Consider the following 22,477-nt stretch of genomic DNA (forward strand, 5'->3'; position numbering starts at 1 on the left):
AGTCGTGCAAGCTACGTTAGCCCGAGTGCCCGGGCGATCGGCCTGAAGACGACCGCAACCGCAGGGCCCGCTTCCGCCCGCCGCGAACACTCCGGCGGAGCTTCCCCGCACGCCCTGAGGAAGGCCCCCGTGACGCTGTTCTCCGACGATCCCCGGCGCTCTCCCACGCGGGAGCGGCGGGCCTGGGTGGGGCCGGCCGTGCTGTTCTCGGGAGTCGCGCTCGTCGTGGTGCTGGGCGTCGCCCCGGCCCCCTACGTCATCGAGCAGCCGGGCCCCGTCTTCGACACCCTGGGCACGAGCGAGGCCGACGGCGAGGACGTGCCCCTCATCTCCATCCCCGACGAGCCGACCTACCCCACCACCGGAACCCTCGACATGCTGACCGTCTCGGTCGTCGGCAACCCCGAGAGCCTGCCGAGCTGGGTCGAGATCGTCGGCGCCTGGTTCGATCGCAGCAAGGCGGTCGTGCCGGTCGAGTCGATCTTCCCGCGGTCGGTCACCGTCGAGCAGCGCGACGAGGCGAACCAGGCCGAGATGACGGATTCGCAGCAGGAGGCGATCGCCGCCGCGCTGACTGAGCTGGGGTACCCGGTCGATCAGCGCGTGTCCGTCGTGCAGATCCCCGAGGGGTCGCCGTCGGTCGACGTCCTCGAGCCCGGAGACGCGGTCGTCGCGGTCGGGGGTGAGCCGATCGCCGACGTGGCCGCGCTGCGCGAGGCGGTGCAGGCGTCCGGAGCGGGCTCGCCCGTCGACCTGACCGTCGAGCGCGACGGGGAGCAGCAGGACGTCCGCGTCGTGCCTGTCGACCGCGACGGCTCCGCGGTCCTCGGCATCGTCGCCGGCGCCGCGTTCGACTTCCCCTTCGAGGTCGACATCCAGCTCGACGACGTGGGCGGCCCCAGCGCCGGCATGATGTTCGCGCTCGGCATCATCGACAAGCTCACCGAGGGGTCGCTCAACGGAGGAGCGGAGGTGGCCGGCACCGGCACCATCGACGCCGCCGGCGAGGTCGGGCCGATCGGGGGGATCCGGCAGAAGATGTTCGGAGCGGTCGACGCCGGAGCCGACTGGTTCCTCTCTCCTGCGCAGAACTGCGGAGAGGTCGTCGGTCACGTGCCGGACGGCCTGCAGGTGCTCAGCGTCTCCACGCTCGACGAGGCGCTCGCCGCGCTCGAGGGCATCGCCGCGGACGACGTCTCCGGGCTGCCGACCTGCGACGCGGCCGAGCCGATCGACTGATCTGCGACTCCCGGCGGTCGGGGCCGACGCTCAGGTGGGCCGGACACCCGTCGCATAGCATGGGTGCCCTCCCCTCACATCTCGACAGCAAGAGGCTTATCCGTGAGTTCCACAGCAACCGAAACCCCGCCGCGGAAGAGACGGAGCGCCCTCGCCGTCACTGTCGTGGTCGTGGCCGCTCTGGTGGTGGCGTTCTTCGTCTTCGCCGGTCTGTACACCGACATCCTCTGGTACGACCAGCTCGGCTTCCTCTCCGTGCTCACGACGCAGTGGGCGGCCGCGGGCGGGCTCTTCGCCATCGGCTTCGTCGCGATGGCGGTCCCGGTCTTCATCAGCCTCAGCCTCGCTTACCGCCTCCGGCCGGTCTACGCCAAGCTCAACTCGCAGATCGACCGCTACCAGCAGGTGGTCGAGCCGCTGCGGCGCCTCGCGACCTTCGGGATCCCCGCGGTCCTGGGCCTGTTCGCCGGAGTGTCCTCCGCGTCGCGCTGGCAGACCAGCCTGACCTTCTGGAACCGCACGCCCTCGGGTGACGTCGACCCGCAGTTCGGTCTGGACACGTCCTTCTACCTCTTCGAGCTGCCCTTCTACCAGAGCATCGTCGGCTTCGCCTCCGCCGTCCTCATCATCTCGGCGCTCGCCACCCTGGCCACCGGCTACCTCTACGGAGCGATCCGCGTGAACGGCCGCGAGGTGCGCGTCTCGAAGTCCTCCCGCATCCAGGTCGCCATCATCGCTGCGCTCTACCTGCTGGTGCAGGCGGTCAGCCTCTGGCTCGACCAGTACGCGACCCTCACCGACCAGGGCGCGCGCATCACCGGAGCGACCTACGCCACCGTCAACGCCACGATCCCGGGTCTGCAGATCCTCGCGCTGGTCGCGGCGCTCGTCGCGGTCCTCTTCGTCGTCACGGCGTTCATCGGCCGCTGGCGCCTCCCGGTCATCGGAACCGCGCTGCTCATCGTGTCGAGCCTGCTCGTCGGGTCGCTCGCCCCCTGGGTCGTGCAGACCTTCCAGGTGGTGCCGAACGAGCGCACGCTCGAGTCCGAGTACATCCAGCGCAACATCGACATGACCCGGCAGGCTTACGGCGTCGACGACGTCGAGGTGATCCCGTACGACGCAACGACCGATGCCGCTCCGGGGGCGCTGCGATCGGACGCGGAGACCACCGCGAACATCCGCATCATCGACCCCGCGGTCGTGACCGACGCGTTCTCGCAGCTCCAGCAGTTCCGCCAGTACTACTCCTTCGGCGACGACCGCAACTCGCTCGACGTCGACCGCTACTCGATCGACGGCTCCACCCAGGACGCGGTCGTCGGCGTCCGCGAGCTGAACCTCAACGGCCTGGGCAACAACCAGACCTGGTACAACCAGACGCTCGTCTACACCCACGGCTACGGCCTCGTCGCCGCCTACGGCAACCAGCGCTCGGCCGACGGTGAGCCCGTGTTCATCGAGTCCGGCGTGCCCACGACCGGCGACCTCGGCGACTACGAGCCGCGGATCTACTTCGGCGAGAACTCGCCGGCGTACTCGATCGTCGGCGGCACCGAGTCGCGCGACATCGAGCTCGACTACCCCTCGGGCACCGACGGGGCGCAGCAGACGTACACGACCTTCGACGGCGAGGGCGGTCCGTCGCTCGACAACGTCTTCAAGAAGCTCGTCTACGCGATCAAGTTCCAGTCCGAGCAGATCTTCCTGTCGGACGGCGTGAACAGCGAGTCGCAGATCCTCTACGACCGCAATCCGGTCGACCGCGTGCAGAAGGTCGCTCCCTACCTGACCCTCGACTCCGACGCGTACCCGACCGTCGTCGACGACCGCGTGGTCTGGGTGGTGGACGGCTACACCACGTCGGCCGAATACCCCTACTCCGCTGTGCAGAGCCTCTCGCAGGCAATCGCCGACACCAACACCCAGCAGCAGTTCCCGACCGACGACGTGAACTACATCCGCAACTCGGTGAAGGCCACGGTCGACGCCTACGACGGCAAGGTCACCCTGTACGCCTGGGACACCGAGGACCCGATCCTGCAGACCTGGCAGAAGATCTTCCCGTCGACGGTGAAGCCGGTCAGCGACATGTCGGCCGACCTGATCAGCCACGTCCGCTACCCGGAGGACCTCTTCAAGGTCCAGCGCGCGGTGCTCGGCACCTACCACGTGACCGAGGCGGGGTCCTTCTACTCCCGTGAGGACGCCTGGTCGACGCCGAACGACCCGACGAGCGGAGCCGCGACCACGGCCGCCGCGACCGGCGACACCCTGCAGCCGCCGTACTACCTGACGCTGCAGACCCCCGACCAGGACGTCCCGTCGTACTCGCTCTACTCGACGTACATCCCGGCGAGCGTCGCGGGCAGCCAGACGAGCCGCAACGTGCTCACCGGCTACCTCGTGGCCGACTCCGACGCTGGATCCGCGGACGGCGAGGTCGCCGACGGCTACGGCACGCTCCGCCTCCTCGAGCTGCCCAAGGACGACACGGTCCCCGGACCCGGCCAGGTGCAGAACGCGTTCACGACCGACCCCACTGTCGCGAACGAGCTCAACATCCTGTCGCGCGGTGACACCACGGTCACCCGGGGCAACCTGCTGACGCTCCCCGTCGGAGGCGGTCTGCTGTACGTGCAGCCGATCTACGTCCGCTCCAACGGCGACACGAGCTTCCCGCTCCTCCAGAAGGTGCTGGTCGCGTTCGGTGACGACATCGCGTTCGAGGACACCCTCGACGCCGCGCTCGACAGCCTCTTCGGCGGCGACTCGGGAGCGACGGCCGGCGACACGGGCACGCCCACGACTCCGGACACCGGCACCGACCCGGGCACCGACGGTGGGACGGATCCGGGAACGGACACCGAGACCGGTGGATCGGACGCCGACACCGGCGACCAGACGCCGCTGCAGCAGGCGCTCAGCGACGCCCGGACCGCGCTCGACGCTCGCGAGGCGGCCCTGCGCGCCGGCGACCTGACCGCGTTCGCGGCGGCCGACGAGCAGCTGACGGAGGCCCTCGCCCGGGCCCTCGAGGCCGAGGGGGCGCAGTAGCACGATGGTTCAGGTCGACCGCGGCGAGCACCTGCGCTCGGGGGAGTGGCTCGATCTGAACCGCGCCCTCTGGGACGAGCGCGTCGCCGCGCACGTCGACAGCTCGTTCTACGACCTGTCGACGCTGCGTGGCGGGGCGGGCCGGCTCTTCCCCGTCGAGGAGGAGTCGCTCGCCCGCGTCGCGCCCGACGGCTGGGAGGGCAAGCGGGTGCTGCATCTGCAGTGCCACTTCGGCGCCGACACCCTCGCGCTCGCCCAGCGCGGCGCGGACGTCATCGGAGTCGACTTCTCGATGCCGGCCGTGCGCAAGGCGCGCGAGCTCGCGGCGGAGATGGGCCTCACGGACCGCGCCCGCTTCGTCTGCGCCAACCTCTACGAGCTGCGGCACATGCTGCCGGAGCCCGACTCGTTCGACGTCGTCGTCACCACCTGGGGCACCGTCGTCTGGCTGCCGGACCTCGTCGAGTGGGCGCGCATCGTGGAGTGGTTCCTCGCTCCCGGCGGCTCCTTCGTCTTCGTCGACACGCACCCCGCAGCGGCGGTCTTCACCGGCTCGCCCGAGGGGCAGGAGCCGCGGTTCCAGCAGCCCTACGACGGCCGCGGCGAGCCCGTCGTCGTCGAGAACTCGGGTGACTACGCGGTGTCGGACGCCTCGTTCGAGAACGTCCGCGCCCACGAGTTCAGCCACCCGATCGGCTCGATCGTGTCGGCGCTGCTGGGCGCTGGTCTGTCGATCTCGGAGCTCCGCGAGGAGCCGATCGCACCCTGGCGGGTCGTTCCGCAGCTCGTCGAGAGCAACGGTGCCTGGTCCTGGCCCGATCGGGAGTGGCTCCCTCTGGCGCTCGCGATCACGGCCGCGAAGCCCCGCTGACGGTCGGACCCTCGCGCCTCCTGCTCCTCGATTTGCATCGCTCGGGATCCGCGTGTAATGTCTTCTCTTGTGCCGCGGGGTGGAGCAGTTCGGTAGCTCGCTGGGCTCATAACCCAGAGGTCGTAGGTTCAAATCCTGCCCCCGCAACAAGAAAGCGAAACCCGGTCTCCTCGGAGGCCGGGTTTCGTCGTTAACGGACAGCCGCTGGTCGCCCCTCCGCCGATCGAGCAGCCCGCGTCTCCTGCTGATCGAGTAGCCCGCGCAGCGGGCGTATCGAGATCCACGTACTCCAGCAGCCCCGCCTCCCGCACTCCGTGCTGTGAGGGTCGCGGCACGGTGCCCGACGGTCAGGGGATGCGGGTCTCGATACGCCCCTGAGGGGCTACTCGACCAGCAGGCAGACGGGGTCTCCTGTCTGGAGGTCTGCCTCCGCGTGCCCGGCCCGTGGAGGTCGCCTCTCCTCGTGCTGATCGAGCAGCCCGGGCAGCGGGCGCATCGAGCTCCGGTTCAGTCCGCGTCGATCACGCTCAGCACGTTGCCTGCCGGGTCGCGGAACCACGCGATCTCCGGGCCGTGTCCGCGCATCACTCCGGTCGCGTCGGTCGGGAGCTCGTCGTCGTCGTAGATCTTCGTCACGACGTCGGCGCCGTTCAGCTCCGCCACCGCGTCGTCGACCGACTCGACCGAGAGGTTCAGGATCGTGAAGGTCGCGGGCACGTGGTCCTGCTTGGGATACGCGATCGCATGCCCTCCGCCGGGGAGGGCGATCTCGAGGATGCCCATCGAGTTGAGCGACACGTCGAACCCCAGCGTCGTCCCGTAGAAGGCCCTCGCCGCCTCGATGTCGTCGACGCTGAATCCGCTGAACACGCGTTCGCTCCGGACCACGGTGCACCACTTCCCTCCGCGGGTGGCGCCGTTGCCGCCCTCTCGGGCCAGACGCTACTCTGGTCGGCTGCCCGCGTCACCACCGCGGAGGAGGGATCGGCATGGCCCCGGCCCTCCCTCGCGCGCTCCGCCCCTTCGAGACGCGCGGCTACCGCTTCCTCGCCGGCTCCCTCGGCCTCTCCCTCCTCGCGAGCGGGGTGTGGATCGTCGCCCTCGTCTGGCAGGTCATCGCCCTCGGCGGCGGCCCCGGGGACGTCTCGCTGGTGGCGACGGCCAGCGCCCTCGGCCTCGTGCTCGCGGTCCTCCTCGGGGGAGTGCTGGCCGATCGGGTGCCGCAGCGGCGCATCCTGATCGTCGTCGAGGCGGTGCGGGTGCTCGTCGTCCTCGCCGCGGTCGCCCTCTCCTCGGCCGGGATCCTCACGGTCTGGCAGCTGACCGCGGTCGCGTTCGTGCTCGGCGTCGGCGAGGCGTTCTTCTTCCCGGCGTACTCCGCGCTCCTCCCTCGCCTGCTGCCGGCCGATCAGCTCCTCGCCGCGAACGGCGTCGAGGGGGCTCTGCGCCCGATCGCTCAGAGCGCCGCCGGGCCCGCGATCGCGGGTGCGGTGATCGCGGTGTCGGCGCCGTCGGCGGCGTTCGCCGTCGCGGCGGTCGGGTACGCGCTCGCACTCGCGGGACTGCTCCTGGTAGGACCCGTCCCGTTCGAGCGGGCCGCAGACGCCGGAGGGAGCGCGCTCGGCTCGGCGGTCCGCGACCTCCGCGAAGGTTTCGGCTACATGGTGCGCACGCGGTGGCTGCTCGCGACGCTGCTGTTCGCGATCGTCCTCGTGTTCCTGGTCGTCGGTCCGATCGAGGTGCTCGTGCCCTTCGCGGTGCGCGATCAGACCGGGACCGGCGCCTCGGGCTACGCGCTCGCCCTGACGGCCTACGGCGTGGGCGGCGTCGTCGGATCCCTCGTCGTCTCCTCGCGCCCCGTGCCGCGCCGCTACCTGACCACGATGATCCTGCTGTGGGGCTTCGGTGCGCTGCCCTTCGTCCTGCTCGGCGTCGTCGACCAGCTGTGGATGATCGCGGCGATCCTCTTCCTCGACGGCGTCACCGGGGCGGCGGCGCAGGTGCTGTGGGGGACGCTCCTGCAGCAGAGGGTGCCGTCGGCGCTGCTCGGGCGCGTGTCGAGCCTCGACTTCTTCGTGTCCCTCGCTCTGATGCCGGTCTCGATGGCCGTCGCGGGCCCGGTGGGCGAAGCGGTCGGGATCGCGCCGACGTTCGCGGTGGTCGGCGTGCTCGCGGCGGTGTCGGCGGTCGTCACGCTCCTGCTCGCACGGCTGGGCCCGGACGAGCTCGCCCATCCCCTCCGGGACGGGTGAGGAGGGTCGCCGTGCCGGGTGTCGCAGGGCGGTGTGTCGGAGGTGGTCGGCCGGTATCCTCGACGGGGACGCGAAGGGTGACGGTGTGACGGACGAACAGGTGGACGGGACTCCGACGGCCGGCGACGGATCCGGAGCGATCGACCACCCGACCCGGCGCAGTCGCCGGGCCGCCGAGGCGTCGCCGGCGTCCTCGCTCTCCGACTCCGTCCCGGGAGAGGCCGCCCACCGCGGCGATCGACCCGCTCGCGCCGCCGCCGGCCGCCGCGCGGCCCCGGACGCTCCCGTCCTCGCCGTGACCTCGCCCGTCCTCGCTCCGCGGGTCCCCTCCCTTCCGCCCGTGCGCCGCCGCAAGGCCGCGGTGCTCCGTGGAGCGGTCAGCACCGCCGCGGTGGCCGCGATCGCCGGCATGGTCGCCGTCATGGCGCTCCCCGCCTACTCGTTCGACCCCGCCGACGACTCGCAGGCCGCGATCGAGGCGGAGGCGCGCATCCGCGCTCTCGGCACGCAGAAGCTCACCGTGTCGGCATCGGCCGCCCAGGAGCAGGTGATCCGCGACTCCTTCACCGCGCCCACCCAGCAGCAGCTCGACGAGGCGGCCGCCCAGGCGCGCGCTCTCGCCGAGGCCGCCGAGAAGGCCGCCCGCGAGGCCGAGCTGGCAGCGTCGGCGGCCGCGGACCCGACGGCGGCACCCGGCTCCTCGAGCACCTCCGTCACTCCCCGAGAGGAGGGCGACGACTACCCCTGGCGCGACCAGCTCACCGACGACCAGGGCGGCGGCCTCTCGCCGCTGCGCTACTACTACCGCGAGTGCGTCGACTTCGTGGCGTGGCGCCTCAACCGCGACCAGGGCTCGACCGGTGCGCCGTGGAAGTGGACCTGGGGCAACATGACCCCGGGCGGCGGCAGCGCCTACGCGTGGGCGGGCCAGTGGGCCTCCCACGGATGGCAGACCAGCACCACCCCGGTCCCCGGCAGCGTCGCCTGGTTCACCGGCAACCACGTGGCGTACGTGCAGTCGGTCAACTCCGACGGCACGGTCTCGCTCGAGGAGTACAACTGGGGCAACGACCACTCGTACCACACGCGCACGATCCCGGCCTCGAGCGTGCCGCTCTTCCTCTACCCGCCGAGCTGATCGTGTCCACCCGACCCGCTGCGGGCATCGGATTCGCCGTCGCCCAGTTCGCGCCGGTCGCCGACCGCGACGCGAATCTCGCGACAATCCGGCGACTCGTCGAGGTCGCTGTGCAGCGCGGCGCGCGCGTGGTCGTGCTCCCCGAGTACAGCTCGTCCTTCGCCGACCCGCTCGGTCCCGGGACGCTCGCCGCAGGAGAGCCGATCGACGGCGCCTTCGTGCAGGGGCTCGGAGCGATCGCCCGCGAGCTCGACGTGTTCGTGGTCGCCGGCATGGTCGAGGCGATCGAGGATGAGCGTCGCGTCGCCAACACGCTCGTCGCCGTGGATCCCGAGGGCGCGCTGGTCGCGCACTACCGCAAGCTCCACCTCTACGACGCGTTCGGGCAGACCGAGTCGGAGTGGATCGCCCCCGGCGAGATCGGCGTGCCCGAGACCTTCGCCGTCGGCGACCTCGTCGTGGGGCTCCAGACCTGCTACGACCTCCGCTTCCCGGAGGTGACGCGCTGGCTCGTCGACGCGGGGGCGGATGTCGTCGCCGCGCCCGCCGAGTGGGTCAGGGGGCCGCTCAAGGAGGCGCACTGGCGCACGCTCGTCACCGCACGGGCGCTCGAGAACACGATCTACCTCGTCGCCGCCGACCAGACGCCGCCGATCGGCGTCGGGAACAGCATGATCGTCGACCCGATGGGCGTCGAGATCGCGACGCTCGGCGAGGCAGAGGACGTGGCGGTCGCCTGGCTGTCCCGTGAGCGGATCGACGCGGCGCGCGCGAAGAACCCGGCGCTCGCCCTGCGGCGCTTCACGGTCCGTCCGCTGTAGGAGCTGCCGACGGGTCCGCGGAAGACCCCGTCAGGCCCCCAGGCGGGCGAGCCGCCCGGCCGCCTCCTCGAGCACCTCGAACCGCTTGCAGAAGGCGAAGCGCACCAGCGAGCGGTACCCGGCCGCGTCCTCGGGTCGACAGAAGGCCGAGACCGGCACCGCGACCACACCCGCGAGCTCCGGCAGCGACCGGCAGAAGGCCGTCCCGTCGGTCCAGCCCAGCGGGGCGACGTCGGCCACGACGAAGTAGCTCCCGGACGAGGGCGACACCCCGAAGCCCGCGGCCGCGAGACCGGCCGAGAGGATGTCGCGCTTGCGCTCGAGGGTGCCCGCGATCCCGCGGAAGAAGGAGTCGTCGAGCCCCAGACCCCGGGCGACCGCCCCCTGGAACGGCGAGCCGCTGACGTAGGTGAGGAACTGCTTCACCGCGAGGACCGCCGTGATGAGCTCGCGCGGCCCGGTGATCCAGCCGATCTTCCAGCCGGTGGTGCTGAACGTCTTGCCGGCGGAGGAGATCGTCAGCGTGCGCGCCCACGCCCCCGGCAGGGTCGCGATCGGCAGGTGCGGCGAGTCGAAGCGGAGGTGCTCGTAGACCTCGTCGGTCACGATCAGAGCGTCGTGCCGGTGTGCGAGCCGGACGATCAGCTCGAGGGTCTCGACCGGCAGCACCGAGCCGGTCGGGTTGTGCGGGTCGTTGACGAGGATGACGCGCGTGCGATCCGTGACCGCCGCCTCCAGCTCCGCGTGGTCGACCGAGAAATCCGGTCCGCGCAGCAGCACCGTCCGGTGCACGCCCCGGGCGAGGGCGATCAGCGCCCCGTACGCGTCGTAATGCGGAGTGAACGTGACGACCTCGTCCCCGGGCTCCAGCAGGGCGAGGAGGGTCGCGGCGAGGGCCTCGGTGGCGCCGGTCGTGACGAGGACCTCGCCGTCCGGATCGGGCTGGAGACCGTAGAAGCGCTCCTGGTGCGCGGCGACCGCGGTGCGCAGGACCGGGAAGCCCGGACCCGGCGGGTACTGGTTGAGTCCCGATGCGATGGCCTCCCGCGCGGTCTCGAGCACCTCTCGCGGTCCGTCCTCGTCGGGGAAGCCCTGACCGAGGTTGATCGCGCCGGTGCGCTGCGCGAGCGCGCTCATCTCGCTGAAGACGGTGGCGGCGACCTCGCCGCGGGGACCTAGTAGGCCGGCGCCCGCGGCGGCGCGGGTCCAGGATCCGTGGATGCTCACGGCCCCAGTCTGCACGCTCGGGCGGGCGTCGACTTCGAGTCCCGCTTCCAGCCCGGTCATAAGGAACCCCCAGGTTCGGTGGCCAAGCTGACTGAGCTTGGAAGGAGCACTACCCATGACCGAGAGTCACGAGGGTCCTCGTCAGCCCGAGGATCCCACCACGCCGACGGACCCGCAGGCGTCCCCGGCGGCCGAGCAGGGCCGCGGGTCCGAGCACCCCACCCTCCCGCTGCCCGAGGCGTCCGCGCCCCGCCACGAGGCACCCGCGCACCCTGCGGCGGCCCCCCAGCCCACCTCCACCGCGGGTGACGAGGCGCGCCCCGTCGCACCCGCCCCCCGGTACGGCCAGTACGCACCGCCCGCGGCGAGCACGGTCCACAGCTCCGAGAACCCGCCCTCCTCGAGCGCGTTCGGCCCCGGCGGCGAGCAGCCGCCCGCGCCGGCGCCCGCACCCGCCAAGCGCCGTGCCGGCGTCAGCGTCGTCGCCGCCCTCGCCATCGGCGCGGTCGTCGGGGGAGTGGCAGGCGCCGGAGTGTTCGGCCTCTGGTCGGCCTCGAACGGCTCCGCCACCCGCGTCGTCTCCGCCGGCGGCGGTCAGACCATCACGGTGAACAACGCCGAGGACGCGACGACGGCGACCGCGGTGGCCGCGAAGGCGACTCCGAGCGTCGTGACGATCGCGGTGAGCGGCGGCTCATCGGCGGGCACCGGCTCGGGCATCGTCCTGTCCGACGACGGCTACGTGCTCACCAACACCCACGTCGTCACCCTCGACGGAGGCGTCGCCGACGCCGCGGTCACGGTCACCACGAGCGACGGCCGGATCTTCGACGCGACCATCGTCGGCACCGACCCGACCCTCGATCTCGCCGTCATCAAGCTGGCCGACGCGAGCGATCTCACTCCGATCACCTTCGCCGACTCCTCCGAGATCAACGTCGGCGACACCGCCGTCGCGATCGGAGCGCCGCTGGGCCTCTCGGGAACCGTCACCGACGGCATCGTCAGTGCGCTCAACCGCAGCATCCAGGTCGCCTCCTCCGCGGCGCCCGACGACTCCGGCGACAGCTCGAGCGGCGGCACCGACAGCCCGTTCAACTTCGACATCCCGGGTCAGGCTCCGCAGACGCAGGCGACGAGCACGATCTCGCTGCCGGTCATCCAGACCGACGCGGCGATCAACCCGGGCAACTCGGGCGGCGCGCTGCTCGACAGCGACGGCGAGCTCATCGGGGTCAACGTCGCCATCGCGAGCGCGGGCTCCTCGAGCTCGGGCGACCAGAGCGGCAACATCGGAGTCGGCTTCGCCGTACCGAGCGCGGTCGCCGAGCGCGTCGCGAAGGAGATCATCGAGAACGGATCGGCGACGCACGGCCTGCTCGGGGCGAGCGTCACCGACTCCACGGAGGACGTCCTCGGTGCGGCCATCCGCGAGGTCACGTCGGGCGGCGCCGCCGAGGCCGCGGGTCTCCGAGCGGGCGACATCGTCACGGGGATCGACCGCACTCCCATCACGAACGCGTCCGACCTGACCGCGCAGGTGCGCGCCCGCGCGGCCGAGGCCGACGTGCAGATCACCTACGTCCGCAGCGGCCAGAGCTACGAGCTCGACGCGACGCTGGGCACCATGGCGACCAGCTGATCCGCTCCTTCCGCACCATCGGCAGCCCCCGGGGATCCGTCCCCGGGGGCTGCTGCTAGTGTGGGGCGGACTTCTGCCCGGACGCCCTCGAGCGGCCGGATCCTCCCGCACGAACTGGACACATGCAGCCCGAGAACCCGACGGACCAGGCCTCGACGGACGACCTCTCCGGCCTGCCCGGCGTCTCGTATGTCATGCCCGTGCTGAACGAGGTCACGCACGTCCGCGCCGCGGTCGACTCGCTGCTCGCCCAGGACTACACCGGTCCGTTCGACGTCGTCCTCGCCGTCGCCCCGAGCATCGACGGCACCGAGGCGCTCGTCGAGCAGCTGAGCGCGGCCGACCCGCGGATCCGGGTGGTGCCCAACGGCGTCGGCTCCACTCCCGCCGGCCTGAACGCGGCGATCCGCGCCTCCCGTCACCCGGTCGTCGTGCGGGTCGACGCCCACTCGGTGCTGCCGCGCGACTACGCGCGGGTGGCGGTCGAGACGCTCCAGCGCTCCGGCGCGGACAACGTCGGCGGCGTCATGGCGGCGGAGGGGCTCACGCCGTTCCAGCGCGCGGTCGCCCGGGCCTACGGCTCGCGCATCGGCCTCGGCGGCACCCCGCACCACGTCGGCGGCGCGGAGGGACCGGCCGAGACCGTCTACCTCGGCGTCTTCCGGCGGTCGGCTCTCGAGCGGGCCGGCCTGTTCGACGAGCGCTTCAAGCGCGGCCAGGACTGGGAGCTGAACCGCCGCCTGCGCGAGCAGGGCGGCACGGTCTGGTTCACTCCGCGGCTCACGGTCACCTACCGCCCCCGTCCGTCGATGCGCGCGCTGCTCCGCCAGTTCCTCTCGACGGGGATGTGGCGCGGCGAGCTGACCCGCCTGTTCCCGGCGTCCCGGTCGCTGCGCTACTTCGCTCCGCCCGTGCTCGTCGCGCTGCTCGCCCTGGGGCTGCTCCTCGGTCTCGCCGGGGTCGTGCAGGCGCTCGTCGGCGCGGCGCCCTGGCTGCTGCTCGGATTCGCGGTCCCTGCCGGATACCTCCTGCTCGTCGCGGCCGCCACCGTCGCCGTCGCCCGGGTCGACGGCCCGCGTGCGATGCTGTGGTTCGCCGTCGTGATCCCGTCGATCCACGTGGCGTGGGGCACCGGGTTCGTCCTCGGCTTCGCCGGGCTGACGAGCAACATCTCGGCCGCCCGCAACCAGCCGCGCACGCAGGGAGTGCCGACCGGCACCGACGGCACCGACACTGCGAGGGGCGCATGACCGCGACCACGAGACCCCGATCCATCGCCGAGCTGAAGGCCGTCGCGCAGCCCCCCGAGGTGCGCGGGCGTCGCAACGCCGAGCACTGGACGGCATCGCTCTACCTCCGCCGCTTCTCGCCCTACCTGACTTGGGTGCTGCTGCGCACGTCGATCTCGGCGAACGGCGTCACGGGTCTGATGATCCTCGTCGGCTGGAGCGCGGCCGCCGCGCTGCTGATCCCGGGAGTCGCCGGCGCCGCGCTGGCACTGCTCCTCGGGCAGCTGCAGATGCTGGTCGATTGCTGCGACGGCGAGGTCGCCCGCTGGCGGCGCACCTCCTCGCCGGCCGGCGTGTTCCTCGACAAGGTGGGCCACTACACGACGGAGTCGCTCATCCCGATCGCTCTGGGCCTCCGAGCCGCGGGCTTCCCGTTCGAGGCGCCGGGCGACTTCCTCTGGACCACGATCGGCCTCGCGCTGGCGCTGGTCATCGTGCTGAACAAGGCGCTCAACGACATGGTGCACGTGGCGCGCGCGAACGCCGGGCTGACGAAGCTGGCCGACACGAAGGGCGAGGCCGTCCCGTCGTCGTCCGGGCTCGCGGCGCTGCGCCGAGCCGCGCGCTTCGTGCCGTTCCACCGCCTCTACCACTCCGTCGAGCTCACGATGCTCGCCTTCGCCGCCTCGCTCGTCGGCCTGGTGATCGGAGCGGGCACCGCCGACCGCGTGCTGGTGTCGGCGCTCCTGCCGCTCGCGCTGCTCGCCCTCGCCGGGCACTTCGTCGCGATCATGGCCTCGCAGCGTGTCCGCTCCTGACGCGGTTTCGGAGGCGCTGCCCCGCGTCGGCGTCGTCGTCCTGACCCAGGGCACGCGGCCCGACGACCTCGCGGCCGGACTCGCGAGCGTCCTCGCCCAGCGCGGCGTGGAGCTCGACGTGGTCTGCGTCGGCAACGGCTGGACCCCCGAGGGCCTGCCCGAGGGCGTGCGCGCGCTCGCGCTCCCCGAGAACCTCGGGATCCCGGCCGGGAGGAACGCCGGTGTGCCCGCGACCCGCGGCGAGTACCTGTTCTTCCTCGACGACGACGCGCGCGTGCCGTCCCCGGACTTCCTCCGCGACGCGACCGCACTGCTCCGGTCTCCGCGGCGCATCGGACTCGTGCAGCCGCGCGTCGACAGCACCGACGGCACTCCCGCCCCGCGGCGCTGGATCCCGCGGATCCTGAAGGGCGACCCGCGGCGCTCCGGACCGGTCTTCTCGGTCTGGGAGGGCGCCGTCGTGCTGCGCCGCGACGTGTTCGAGGAGATCGGCGGCTGGGCCGATCCGTTCTTCTACGCCCACGAGGGCATCGAGCTGGCCTGGCGGGTCTGGGACACGGGCCGCACCACCTGGTACGCGGGCGAGCTCGTCGCGCAGCACCCGGTGATCCAGCAGACCCGGCACGCCGACTACTACCGGCTGAACGCGCGCAACCGCGTCTGGCTCGCGCGGCGCAACCTGGCCGCTCCGCTGGCCCTCGCCTACGTCGGCTCGTGGACCGCGATCCAGTGCCTGCGCTGGGCGCGGGACGCTCCGGCCCTGCGCGCGTGGTTCGCGGGCTGGCGGGAGGGGTGGCGCACGGACGCCGGTCCGCGACGCGTGCTGTCGTGGCGGACGGTGCTCCGCATGGGTTTCGCCGGTCGTCCGCCCATCGTCTAGCATCGGGGCAGCCGCTCCCGCCGGGGCGGATGCCCCCCGGAAGGACGACGGTGTTCGATTCGACGCAGCTGCTCTCCACGGTGCGCGAGCACCTCGACGAGGGGGACGTGGTCGGCGACGACGACGAGTTCCGCGCTCGTCTCGAGGCGCACCTCCCGCGCCTGGTGGAGCTGCTCGCCCAGGTCTACGGTCACCGCGAGGACCTCGCCGAGCAGATCCTCGGCGTCGTGGCCCTCGCCGCCGCGGCCAGGGCCCAGCGCCCCGAGGAGCTCCGCGCTCTCGACCGCACCCGCGAGCAGCAGCCCGACTGGTTCCTCTCGAACACGGCGCTCGGCGGCGTCTGCTACGTCGACCGCTACGCCGGCGATCTCGAGGGCCTCCGCGCCGAGATCCCCTACTTCCGCGAGATCGGGCTCAACTACCTGCACCTGATGCCGCTCTTCGACGCGCCCGAGGGCGAGTCCGACGGCGGCTACGCGGTGTCGAGCTACCGCCGGGTGCGGCCGGACCTCGGAGACATGGACCAGCTGCGCCTGCTCGCCGCGGACCTCCGCGCGCAGGGCATCGCCCTCGTCGTCGACTTCGTCTTCAACCACACCTCGAACGAGCACGAGTGGGCGCAGCGGGCGCTCGCCGGCGAGAAGCGGTTCGAGGACTACTACTGGATCTTCCCGGACCGCGAGCAGCCGGACGCCTTCGAGCGGACGACCCGCGAGATCTTCCCCGAGGACCACCCCGGCTCCTTCGTCCCTATGGAGGACGGCCGCTGGGTCTGGGCGACGTTCCACCGCTACCAGTGGGACCTCAACTACTCCAACCCCGAGGTCTTCCGCGCGATGGCGGGCGAGATGCTGTTCCTCGCCAACCAGGGGATCGACGCCCTCCGGATGGACGCAGTCGCGTTCATCTGGAAGGAGCTCGGCACGACGTCGGAGTCGCGCCCCGAGGCGCACCTGCTGCTGCGGGCCTTCAACGAGGTGTGCCGCCTGGCCGCTCCGTCGCTGCTGTTCAAGTCCGAGGCGATCGTGCACCCGGACGAGGTCGTCGAGTACATCGACGTGCAGGAGTGCCAGCTCTCGTACAACCCGCTGCAGATGGCGCTGACCTGGGAGGCGCTCGCGACGCGCGACGTCCGCCTCCTCACGCAGGCCCTCGAGCGCCGCCACGCGCTGCCGGAGGGCACGGCGTGGGTCAACTACGTGCGCGGCCACGACGACATCGGCTGGACCTTCGCCGACGAGGACGCCGCGGAGCTCGGGATCGACGCGGGCGGGCACCGCCGGTTCCTCAACGACTTCTACACCGACCGCTTCGACGGCAGCTTCGCGCGGGGCGTCCCGTTCCAGGAGAACCCGCGCACGGGCGACCGGCGCGTCTCGGGGACGACGGCCTCGCTCGCCGGCGTCGAGGCCGGCGATCCCTACGGCATCGAGCGGGTCCTCCTCGCCCACTCGATCGCGCTCAGCACGGGGGGGCTGCCGCTGCTCTACCTCGGCGACGAGGTCGGCCAGCTGAACGACTACGGCTACCGGGAGGACCCGACCACGGCGGGCGACTCGCGCTGGGTCAACCGGCCCCGACGCCCTTTCGAGCGCTACGCCCAGCGGGAGACCCCGGGGACCGACGCGGGCGAGATCTTCGGCGGTCTGCTGCACCTCATCGCGATCCGCAAGGCGGTGCCGCTGTTCGCCGGCAACGCCCTCACCGTCTTCGACGCGCAGAACCGCCACGTCCTCGGCTACCAGCGCCCGGGCGACGGCGAGGCCCTGCTCGTGCTGGCGAACGTCTCGGACGAGGTGCAGGAGATCGCGCCGGAGCGCTTCGGCGGACTCGATCCGGTGGCCCTGGATCTCGTGACCGAGATCACGGTGGACCTGCGCGAGGGCTTCCGGCTCGCTCCGCTGCAGTTCGTCTGGCTCCGGGTGACGACTCCGCGCTGAGCGCGCCCCCGGCGTGCGCGGGGAGGCTTGTAGCCTGGAACGATGACGTCCCGCGATCTCCTCCACCGTCTCGTCCGGGATGCGCGACTGGCGCGGAAGGTCGGCAGCGACCTGCTCGCCTCCCGTCGGGCCAGGGCCACCGTGGCGCGGATCCTCGCCGAGCGGGCGCCCCTGCCCGAGGACCGCTTCGAGATCGGCGTCTACTTCGCCGACGGCGACATCAACCTGTACCAGGTGCGGCAGTGGTACCGCCCGCTGGTCGAGCTCGCGAAGACGCATCCGGTCGTCCTGCTGACCCGGAACGCGAGCGCCGCCGCGGTCCTCCTGCGCGAGAGCCCGGTCCCCGTCGCCTACGTCCGGTCGGTCGTCGACCTCGAGGACACGATCGCCCGCCAGCCGCTGAGCATCGTGCTGTACGTCAACCAGAACGCGCGCAACTTCCAGATGATGCGCTACGGGCGCCGCTGGCACGTCTTCGTCAACCACGGCGAGAGCGACAAGATGTACATGACCACGAACCAGTTCAAGGCCTACGACTACAGTTTCATCGCGGGGGACGCCGCCCTCGCCCGCCTCCACCGCGTGCTCTGGGACTTCGACTTCGCCAAGCGGGCGATCCCGATCGGCCGTCCGCAGGCCGACCACTTCGCCGGCCGCACGCCGTTCACTCCGGACGAGCGCCAGGTGGTCCTGTACGCCCCGACCTGGGAGGGCGACCGGGCGGCCGCGGGCTACGGCTCCGTCGCGAGCCACGGCGTCGCCCTCAGCAGAGCGCTCCTCGCCGATCGCCGCTTCCGCCTCGTCTACCGACCGCACCCCCGCAGCGGAGCGGTCGACCCCGCCTACGGGGCGGCGAACCGCGAGATCGTCGCTCTGATCGCCGCGGCGAACGCGGCCGACCGCAGTGCGCAGCACGTCCACGACACGGGAGGCGAGCTCGGCTGGCAGCTGGCCGCCGCCGATGTCGCGATCCTCGACGTGTCGGCGATGGTCTACGACCGACTCGCGACCGGGCGCCCCCTGATGGTCACGCGACCCGTGAGCGCCGACGCCGACGTCGACGAGTCGGGCTATCTCGGCGACGCGGAGTGGCTCCTCGCCCGGGACGCCTCGTCGATCGCGTCCCGGATCGACGGTCTCGAGCACGACGCCGAGGCGGTCGAGCGTCTGCAGCGCTGGGTGGGGCACTACTTCGGCGATACCCGGCCGGGAGCGGCGACCGAGCGCTTCCACGCCGCGATCGAGCACCTGCTGGAGGAGTGGGAGCACCACGCCGCCCTGCACCGCGACGATCCGGCCGTCGACGACCACGATCCGGAGGGCTGACGGCAGGACGACGGCACCCGCGTCAAGTCCCGGTCGAGGCGGAGGGGCGCCTTCTGGGCGCCGCTACGCTCGTCCCATGAGGACCAGACGCATGTTCGCCCGCGCCCGACGGCGCACGGCGGCGCCGACACCGCCCGCGGTCGACTCCGACATCGTCGTGTCGGCCGACCAGGAGCGCCCGGTCTTCACCATCCGCTCGTTCCGAATCGGCCTCTTCGGCGGTCTGGGCGTGCTCGTCGCGCTGGTGCTCGGCGGCCTCGTGGTCGAGCTCAGCACGGTGCTCACCTACGTGTTCGTGGCGCTGTTCTTCTCGCTGGGCCTGGACCCGCTGGTGTCGTGGCTCGAGCGCAAGAGGATCCCGCGCGCTCTCGCGATCACTATCGTGTTCGCGGTCGTGCTCCTGGGCTTCGCGGGGCTGCTCCTCTACATCATCCCGATCCTGGTGGCGCAGCTCACTCTGTTCGTGACCGACGCCCCGCGGATCGTCACCGACATCGCTTCGCAGCCCTGGGTCCTCGATCTGGAGCAGCAGCTGCGGGGCGTGATCAATGTCGACGAGCTGATCCAGACCGTCCAGACCTTCATCGGCGACCCGCAGAACCTGCTCTCGCTCGGCGGCGGCCTGCTCGCTGTCGGGACCGGCATCGCCAGCGGCGTCACCGGCGCGATCATCGTGCTGATCCTGACCCTGTACTTCCTCGCGTCGCTGCGCTCGATGAAGTCGGTCGCCTACCGCTTCGCCCCGGCCTCGCACCGCGCGAAGGCCCGCGAGGTCGGCGAGGAGATCACCGGAGCGGTCGGCCGCTACGTGGTGGGCCAGGTGACGCTCGCGGGCGTCAACGGCGTCCTCACGTTCATCCTCCTGGTCTCGATCGGCGGACCGGTGCCGGCGCTGCTCGCGTGCGTGGCGTTCCTCGGATCGCTGATCCCGCTCGTCGGCACGATCTCGGGCGCGGCGATCATCTCGCTCGCCTGCCTGCTCGCCTCGCCGCTGACCGCCCTCGTCGCGGCGATCTACTACCTCGTCTACATGCAGATCGAGGCGTACGTGCTCAGCCCGCGCATCATGGCGCGCGCTGTCTCCGTTCCCGGCGCTGTCGTCGTGATCGCGGCCGTCGCGGGAGGCACCATCGCGGGCGTGCTCGGCGCGCTCGTCGCGATCCCGGTCGCCGCGTCGATCATCATCGTCGTGCAGAAGGTCGTGTTCCCGCGGCAGGACGCGAAGTAGGGCGCTGCTGCCCGTGCAGCCCGTCGATCAGGAGTGGTCGGGCCGGGTCGCGTCGACGCCCCGGACGAACGCCTCCACCGACGGCGGGGGCGAGCCCTGCACTCCCGTCGCGAGGACCGGCGGCAGCGTCCGGGTGACCAGCGGCACGACTCCGGCCCAGACGCCGTCCGTCTGCTCGGCGTCGTCGGAGGGCCCTGCCGCGCGGATCTTGACGCTCGCCTCGGTCAGCGGCATCCGGAGCACCAGGGTCGCGGCGATCTCCCGCGAAGTGGTGGGGCGCACCTCCCGCGCGCGTCCGGGGAGCAGGCGGTCGACGAGCACGTCGAGCGCCCGGCGCTTCTCCTCGCCCTCCAGGGTCTCGGCCGCGCCGAGGATCATCGCCGAGCGGTAGTTCATCGAGCTGTCGAAGGTGGACCGCGCCACCACGAGTCCGTCGAGGAGCGAGACCGACACCGTCAGCAGCGAGCCCTGTGCGGCGGAGCGCAGCAGTCCTCCTCCGCTGGACCCGTGCAGCAGGAGGGAGTCGCCGTCGCGCGCGAACAGGATCGGCAGCACGATCGCGGCGCCGTCGCGCACCACGGCCACGTGCGCGACGAGCGCCTCGTCGAGCAGGGCGTCGAGGACGGCGCGGTCGGTGACCTGCCGCTCGCGGATCCGGGTGACTCGGGTGCGGTCGGTGACGGGGAGGGTGCTCATGCTCCGATCCTGGCGCGCGTCTGGATCTGTCAGAATGCCACCGGGCCCCGATCCGAGTGGTCCAGAGCGGAGGGCTTCATGGCATCCGGCGACCTCGAGATCCCGCTGCTGCTGGCACCGTCGCCCCGGGGGTCGGTCCGAGCGCACCTCGCGGAGGCGCTGCGCGCCGCCGTGCTCGACGGCCGCTACGCCCCCGGCGAGCCGATCCCGTCGAGCCGTGTGCTGGCCGGGCAGCTCGGAGTCTCGCGCGGGTCGGTCGTGGCCGCGGTGGACCAGCTGGTGGGCGAGGGCTACCTCTTCGCCGAGCCTCGCGCCGCCGTGACGGTGGCGGCGGACGGAGTGGTGGTTCCGGTGCGCGTCACGAGGCCGAGCGGGGAGCGTGCTCCGACCGAGCGCACCGCGCCGCTCCTGGACCTGCGGCCCGGCCGTCCGGACACCCGCGGTCTCGACACCCCCGAGTGGCGCGCGGCCTGGCGGCCGGCCCTCGCCGCGCCGCCCTCGGCCCTTCCCGCGCCGACCGGCGATCCCGGCCTCCGCGCGCAGATCGCCGACCAGCTCCGACGCTCCCGCGGCGTCGACGTCACTCCGGCCGACGTCGTGGTCACGAGCGGCACCGCCGACGCCGTCGCGCTGCTCGTCCGCGCCGCCTCGACCGCGCTCGGCCGCTCCGTGCGGGTCGGAGTGGAGGACCCGGGCTACCCGGCCGTGCGGCGCCGCCTCCTCGCCGAGGGTCACGAGGTGGTCGGCATCGGTCTCGACGCCGACGGGATCGACCTCGCGGCGCTCTCCGCGGCCCGACCCGACGTGGTCGTCGTCACTCCCTCGCACCAGTACCCGACCGGCGGCCGGCTCGCCCTCGCCGCGCGCCTCGAGCTCGTGCGGCGCGCGACGAGCGAGCGGATGCTCGTGATCGAGGACGACTACGACAGCGAGTTCCGCTACGTCGGTGCTCCGCTGCCCGCGCTCGCCTCGCTCGACGCGACCGGGGGAGTGGCGCACGTCGGCTCCTTCTCGAAGACCGTCTCGCCCTGGCTGCGGGTCGCGTTCCTCGCACTGCCGGCCGCGTCCTGGCTCCGACCGGCGCTCGCCGGTCTCGACTCCGAGCGCGACGCCTCGGTCTCGGGTCCGACGCAGGAGGCGCTCGCCGCGTTCATGGCGGGCGGCGCGTTCCGCCGGCACCTCACCCGCACCCGGCGGAGGTACGCGCATCGGCGCGAGCTGGTCCGCGCGTTCTCGGAGCGGATCGGCTGGGGCGAGGCCCGCGGGCTCGACGGAGGGCTGCACGTCGTCCTCTCGCTGCCCCGCTCCCTCACGGCGGCCGAGGTCGCCGCCGCACTGGCCCGGGAGGGGCTCGAGGTGGCGACGCTCGACGCGTACGCGCTGTCGGGCAGGGCGGACCGACCGGCACTGGTCCTGGGCTACGGCCACCTCACCGACCTCGAGCTGACGGCCTCGCTCGGGACGATCGACCACGTGGTCCGGCGTCTCGCCGACGGGCGTGGTATCCCTGTGGGATGACCTCCGACGCGCTCCACATCACCGACGACCCGGACGCCGACGCGCTGCTGACGCGCGATCCGCTCGCCCTCCTGATCGGCATGCTCCTCGACCAGCAGGTCGCGATGGAGACCGCGTTCGCGGGCCCGCTCAAGATCGAGCAGCGTCTCGAGGCCCTCGGCGCGTCCTTCGACGCCGAGGCGATCGCGGCCCTCGACGAGGAGGCCTTCTCGGAGCTCTGCCGCACCCCGCCGGCCGTCCACCGCTACCCGGCCAACATGGCGGGGCGCGTGCAGACGCTCTGCCGGGCGATCGTCGACGACTGGGGCGGGGACGCCTCCGCGATCTGGACCCGCGACGAGCCCGACGGGAAAGCCGTGCTCGCGCGCCTGAAGGCCCTGCCCGGTTTCGGCGACCAGAAGGCGCGCATCTTCCTCGCGCTGCTCGGCAAGCAGCGCGGCTTCGACGGTGCGGGCTGGCGCGAGGCCGCCGGCGCCTACGGCGAGGAGGGCTCGTTCCGCTCGGTCGCCGACATCGTCTCCCCGGAGTCGCTGACGAAGGTCCGCGCGACGAAGCAGGCCGCGAAGGCCGCGGCCAAGGCCTCGAAGTAGCGGAG

Annotated in this window: 18 protein-coding genes and 1 tRNA gene; 16 read left to right on the forward strand and 3 right to left on the reverse strand. The window is 72.2% G+C overall.

From position 1 onward, the window contains the following. The first annotated feature begins 129 nt into the window (after positions 1-129). The 4 genes from LRG51_RS17045 to LRG51_RS17060 all read left to right on the forward strand — a co-directional run bounded on the left by LRG51_RS17045 (position 130) and on the right by LRG51_RS17060 (position 5,314). A complete protein-coding gene (locus tag LRG51_RS17045; RefSeq protein ID WP_055793647.1) occupies positions 130-1,239 on the forward strand; it encodes a YlbL family protein in 1,110 nt (369 codons plus the stop codon). 102 nt (positions 1,240-1,341) lie between these two features. Next, positions 1,342-4,296 carry a UPF0182 family membrane protein gene (locus LRG51_RS17050; protein ID WP_230673903.1) on the forward strand — a complete coding sequence of 985 codons (2,955 nt, stop codon included), beginning with the start codon at positions 1,342-1,344 and terminating at the stop codon, positions 4,294-4,296. 4 nt (positions 4,297-4,300) lie between these two features. Continuing rightward, complete coding sequence (locus tag LRG51_RS17055; RefSeq protein WP_230673906.1) at positions 4,301-5,167, forward strand: class I SAM-dependent methyltransferase; 867 nt, start codon at positions 4,301-4,303, stop codon at positions 5,165-5,167. 73 nt (positions 5,168-5,240) lie between these two features. After that, positions 5,241-5,314: transfer RNA gene (locus LRG51_RS17060), tRNA-Met, on the forward strand. Positions 5,315-5,674: 360 nt separating this feature from the next. On the opposite strand, the gene LRG51_RS17065 is transcribed toward LRG51_RS17060, so the two are convergent. After that, a complete protein-coding gene (locus LRG51_RS17065; protein WP_230673909.1) occupies positions 5,675-6,055 on the reverse strand; it encodes a VOC family protein in 381 nt (126 codons plus the stop codon). 101 nt (positions 6,056-6,156) lie between these two features. On the opposite strand from LRG51_RS17065, the gene LRG51_RS17070 reads away from it, so the two are divergent. The 3 genes from LRG51_RS17070 (at position 6,157) to LRG51_RS17080 (ending at position 9,378) form a co-directional block, all read left to right on the forward strand. Then, positions 6,157-7,419, forward strand: coding sequence for an MFS transporter (locus LRG51_RS17070; RefSeq protein WP_230673912.1), 1,263 nt, complete (start codon positions 6,157-6,159; stop codon positions 7,417-7,419). 85 nt (positions 7,420-7,504) lie between these two features. After that, complete coding sequence (locus LRG51_RS17075; RefSeq protein ID WP_230673916.1) at positions 7,505-8,557, forward strand: CHAP domain-containing protein; 1,053 nt, start codon at positions 7,505-7,507, stop codon at positions 8,555-8,557. A gap of 2 nt (positions 8,558-8,559) precedes the next feature. After that, entirely contained in the window at positions 8,560-9,378 is an 819-nt protein-coding gene (locus LRG51_RS17080) for a carbon-nitrogen hydrolase family protein (RefSeq protein WP_230673919.1), read from the forward strand. Between the two features lie 30 nt (positions 9,379-9,408). Here the strand turns inward: LRG51_RS17080 and LRG51_RS17085 are convergent, their stop codons facing one another. Then, positions 9,409-10,605 (reverse strand): aminotransferase class I/II-fold pyridoxal phosphate-dependent enzyme, encoded by a 1,197-nt coding sequence (locus tag LRG51_RS17085; RefSeq protein ID WP_055793937.1) that lies wholly within the window; start codon positions 10,603-10,605, stop codon positions 9,409-9,411. A 115-nt stretch (positions 10,606-10,720) separates the two neighbouring features. On the opposite strand from LRG51_RS17085, the gene LRG51_RS17090 reads away from it, so the two are divergent. The 7 genes from LRG51_RS17090 to LRG51_RS17120 all read left to right on the forward strand — a co-directional run bounded on the left by LRG51_RS17090 (position 10,721) and on the right by LRG51_RS17120 (position 19,668). Beyond that, positions 10,721-12,247 (forward strand): S1C family serine protease, encoded by a 1,527-nt coding sequence (locus tag LRG51_RS17090; RefSeq protein WP_082481579.1) that lies wholly within the window; start codon positions 10,721-10,723, stop codon positions 12,245-12,247. A gap of 122 nt (positions 12,248-12,369) precedes the next feature. Next, a complete protein-coding gene (locus tag LRG51_RS17095) occupies positions 12,370-13,497 on the forward strand; it encodes a glycosyltransferase family 2 protein (protein WP_082481577.1) in 1,128 nt (375 codons plus the stop codon). Next, positions 13,494-14,294 (forward strand): CDP-alcohol phosphatidyltransferase family protein, encoded by an 801-nt coding sequence (locus tag LRG51_RS17100; RefSeq protein ID WP_055793637.1) that lies wholly within the window; start codon positions 13,494-13,496, stop codon positions 14,292-14,294. Before LRG51_RS17095 ends, LRG51_RS17100 begins: the two co-directional genes overlap by 4 nt. Beyond that, complete coding sequence (locus LRG51_RS17105; protein ID WP_055793635.1) at positions 14,281-15,174, forward strand: glycosyltransferase family 2 protein; 894 nt, start codon at positions 14,281-14,283, stop codon at positions 15,172-15,174. Before LRG51_RS17100 ends, LRG51_RS17105 begins: the two co-directional genes overlap by 14 nt. Positions 15,175-15,224: 50 nt before the next feature. Then, the gene (locus LRG51_RS17110) at positions 15,225-17,114 is read left to right on the forward strand and encodes an amylosucrase (protein WP_055793633.1); all 1,890 of its coding nucleotides are present in this window, start codon (positions 15,225-15,227) and stop codon (positions 17,112-17,114) included. A gap of 42 nt (positions 17,115-17,156) precedes the next feature. Next, positions 17,157-18,440: a hypothetical protein gene (locus tag LRG51_RS17115; protein ID WP_230673922.1), complete on the forward strand. Its 1,284-nt coding sequence runs from the start codon at positions 17,157-17,159 to the stop codon at positions 18,438-18,440. Positions 18,441-18,516: 76 nt separating this feature from the next. Further along, on the forward strand, positions 18,517-19,668 hold the full coding sequence (locus LRG51_RS17120) for an AI-2E family transporter (protein ID WP_230673926.1): 1,152 nt from the start codon (positions 18,517-18,519) through the stop codon (positions 19,666-19,668). Between the two features lie 27 nt (positions 19,669-19,695). Here LRG51_RS17120 and LRG51_RS17125 read toward each other — a convergent pair whose 3' ends face one another. After that, positions 19,696-20,364 carry a pyridoxamine 5'-phosphate oxidase family protein gene (locus LRG51_RS17125; RefSeq protein WP_055793627.1) on the reverse strand — a complete coding sequence of 223 codons (669 nt, stop codon included), beginning with the start codon at positions 20,362-20,364 and terminating at the stop codon, positions 19,696-19,698. Positions 20,365-20,442: 78 nt separating this feature from the next. Between LRG51_RS17125 and pdxR the strand changes: the two genes are divergently transcribed. Both pdxR and LRG51_RS17135 read left to right on the forward strand, forming a co-directional pair. Further along, a complete protein-coding gene (gene pdxR / locus LRG51_RS17130; RefSeq protein WP_230673930.1) occupies positions 20,443-21,882 on the forward strand; it encodes a MocR-like pyridoxine biosynthesis transcription factor PdxR in 1,440 nt (479 codons plus the stop codon). Then, positions 21,879-22,472 carry an HhH-GPD-type base excision DNA repair protein gene (locus LRG51_RS17135; RefSeq protein WP_230673933.1) on the forward strand — a complete coding sequence of 198 codons (594 nt, stop codon included), beginning with the start codon at positions 21,879-21,881 and terminating at the stop codon, positions 22,470-22,472. Before pdxR ends, LRG51_RS17135 begins: the two co-directional genes overlap by 4 nt. Positions 22,473-22,477 lie beyond the last annotated feature (5 nt).

The sequence above is a fragment of the Rathayibacter sp. Leaf248 genome (assembly GCF_920939495.1).
Lineage (GTDB): Bacteria > Actinomycetota > Actinomycetes > Actinomycetales > Microbacteriaceae > Rathayibacter > Rathayibacter caricis.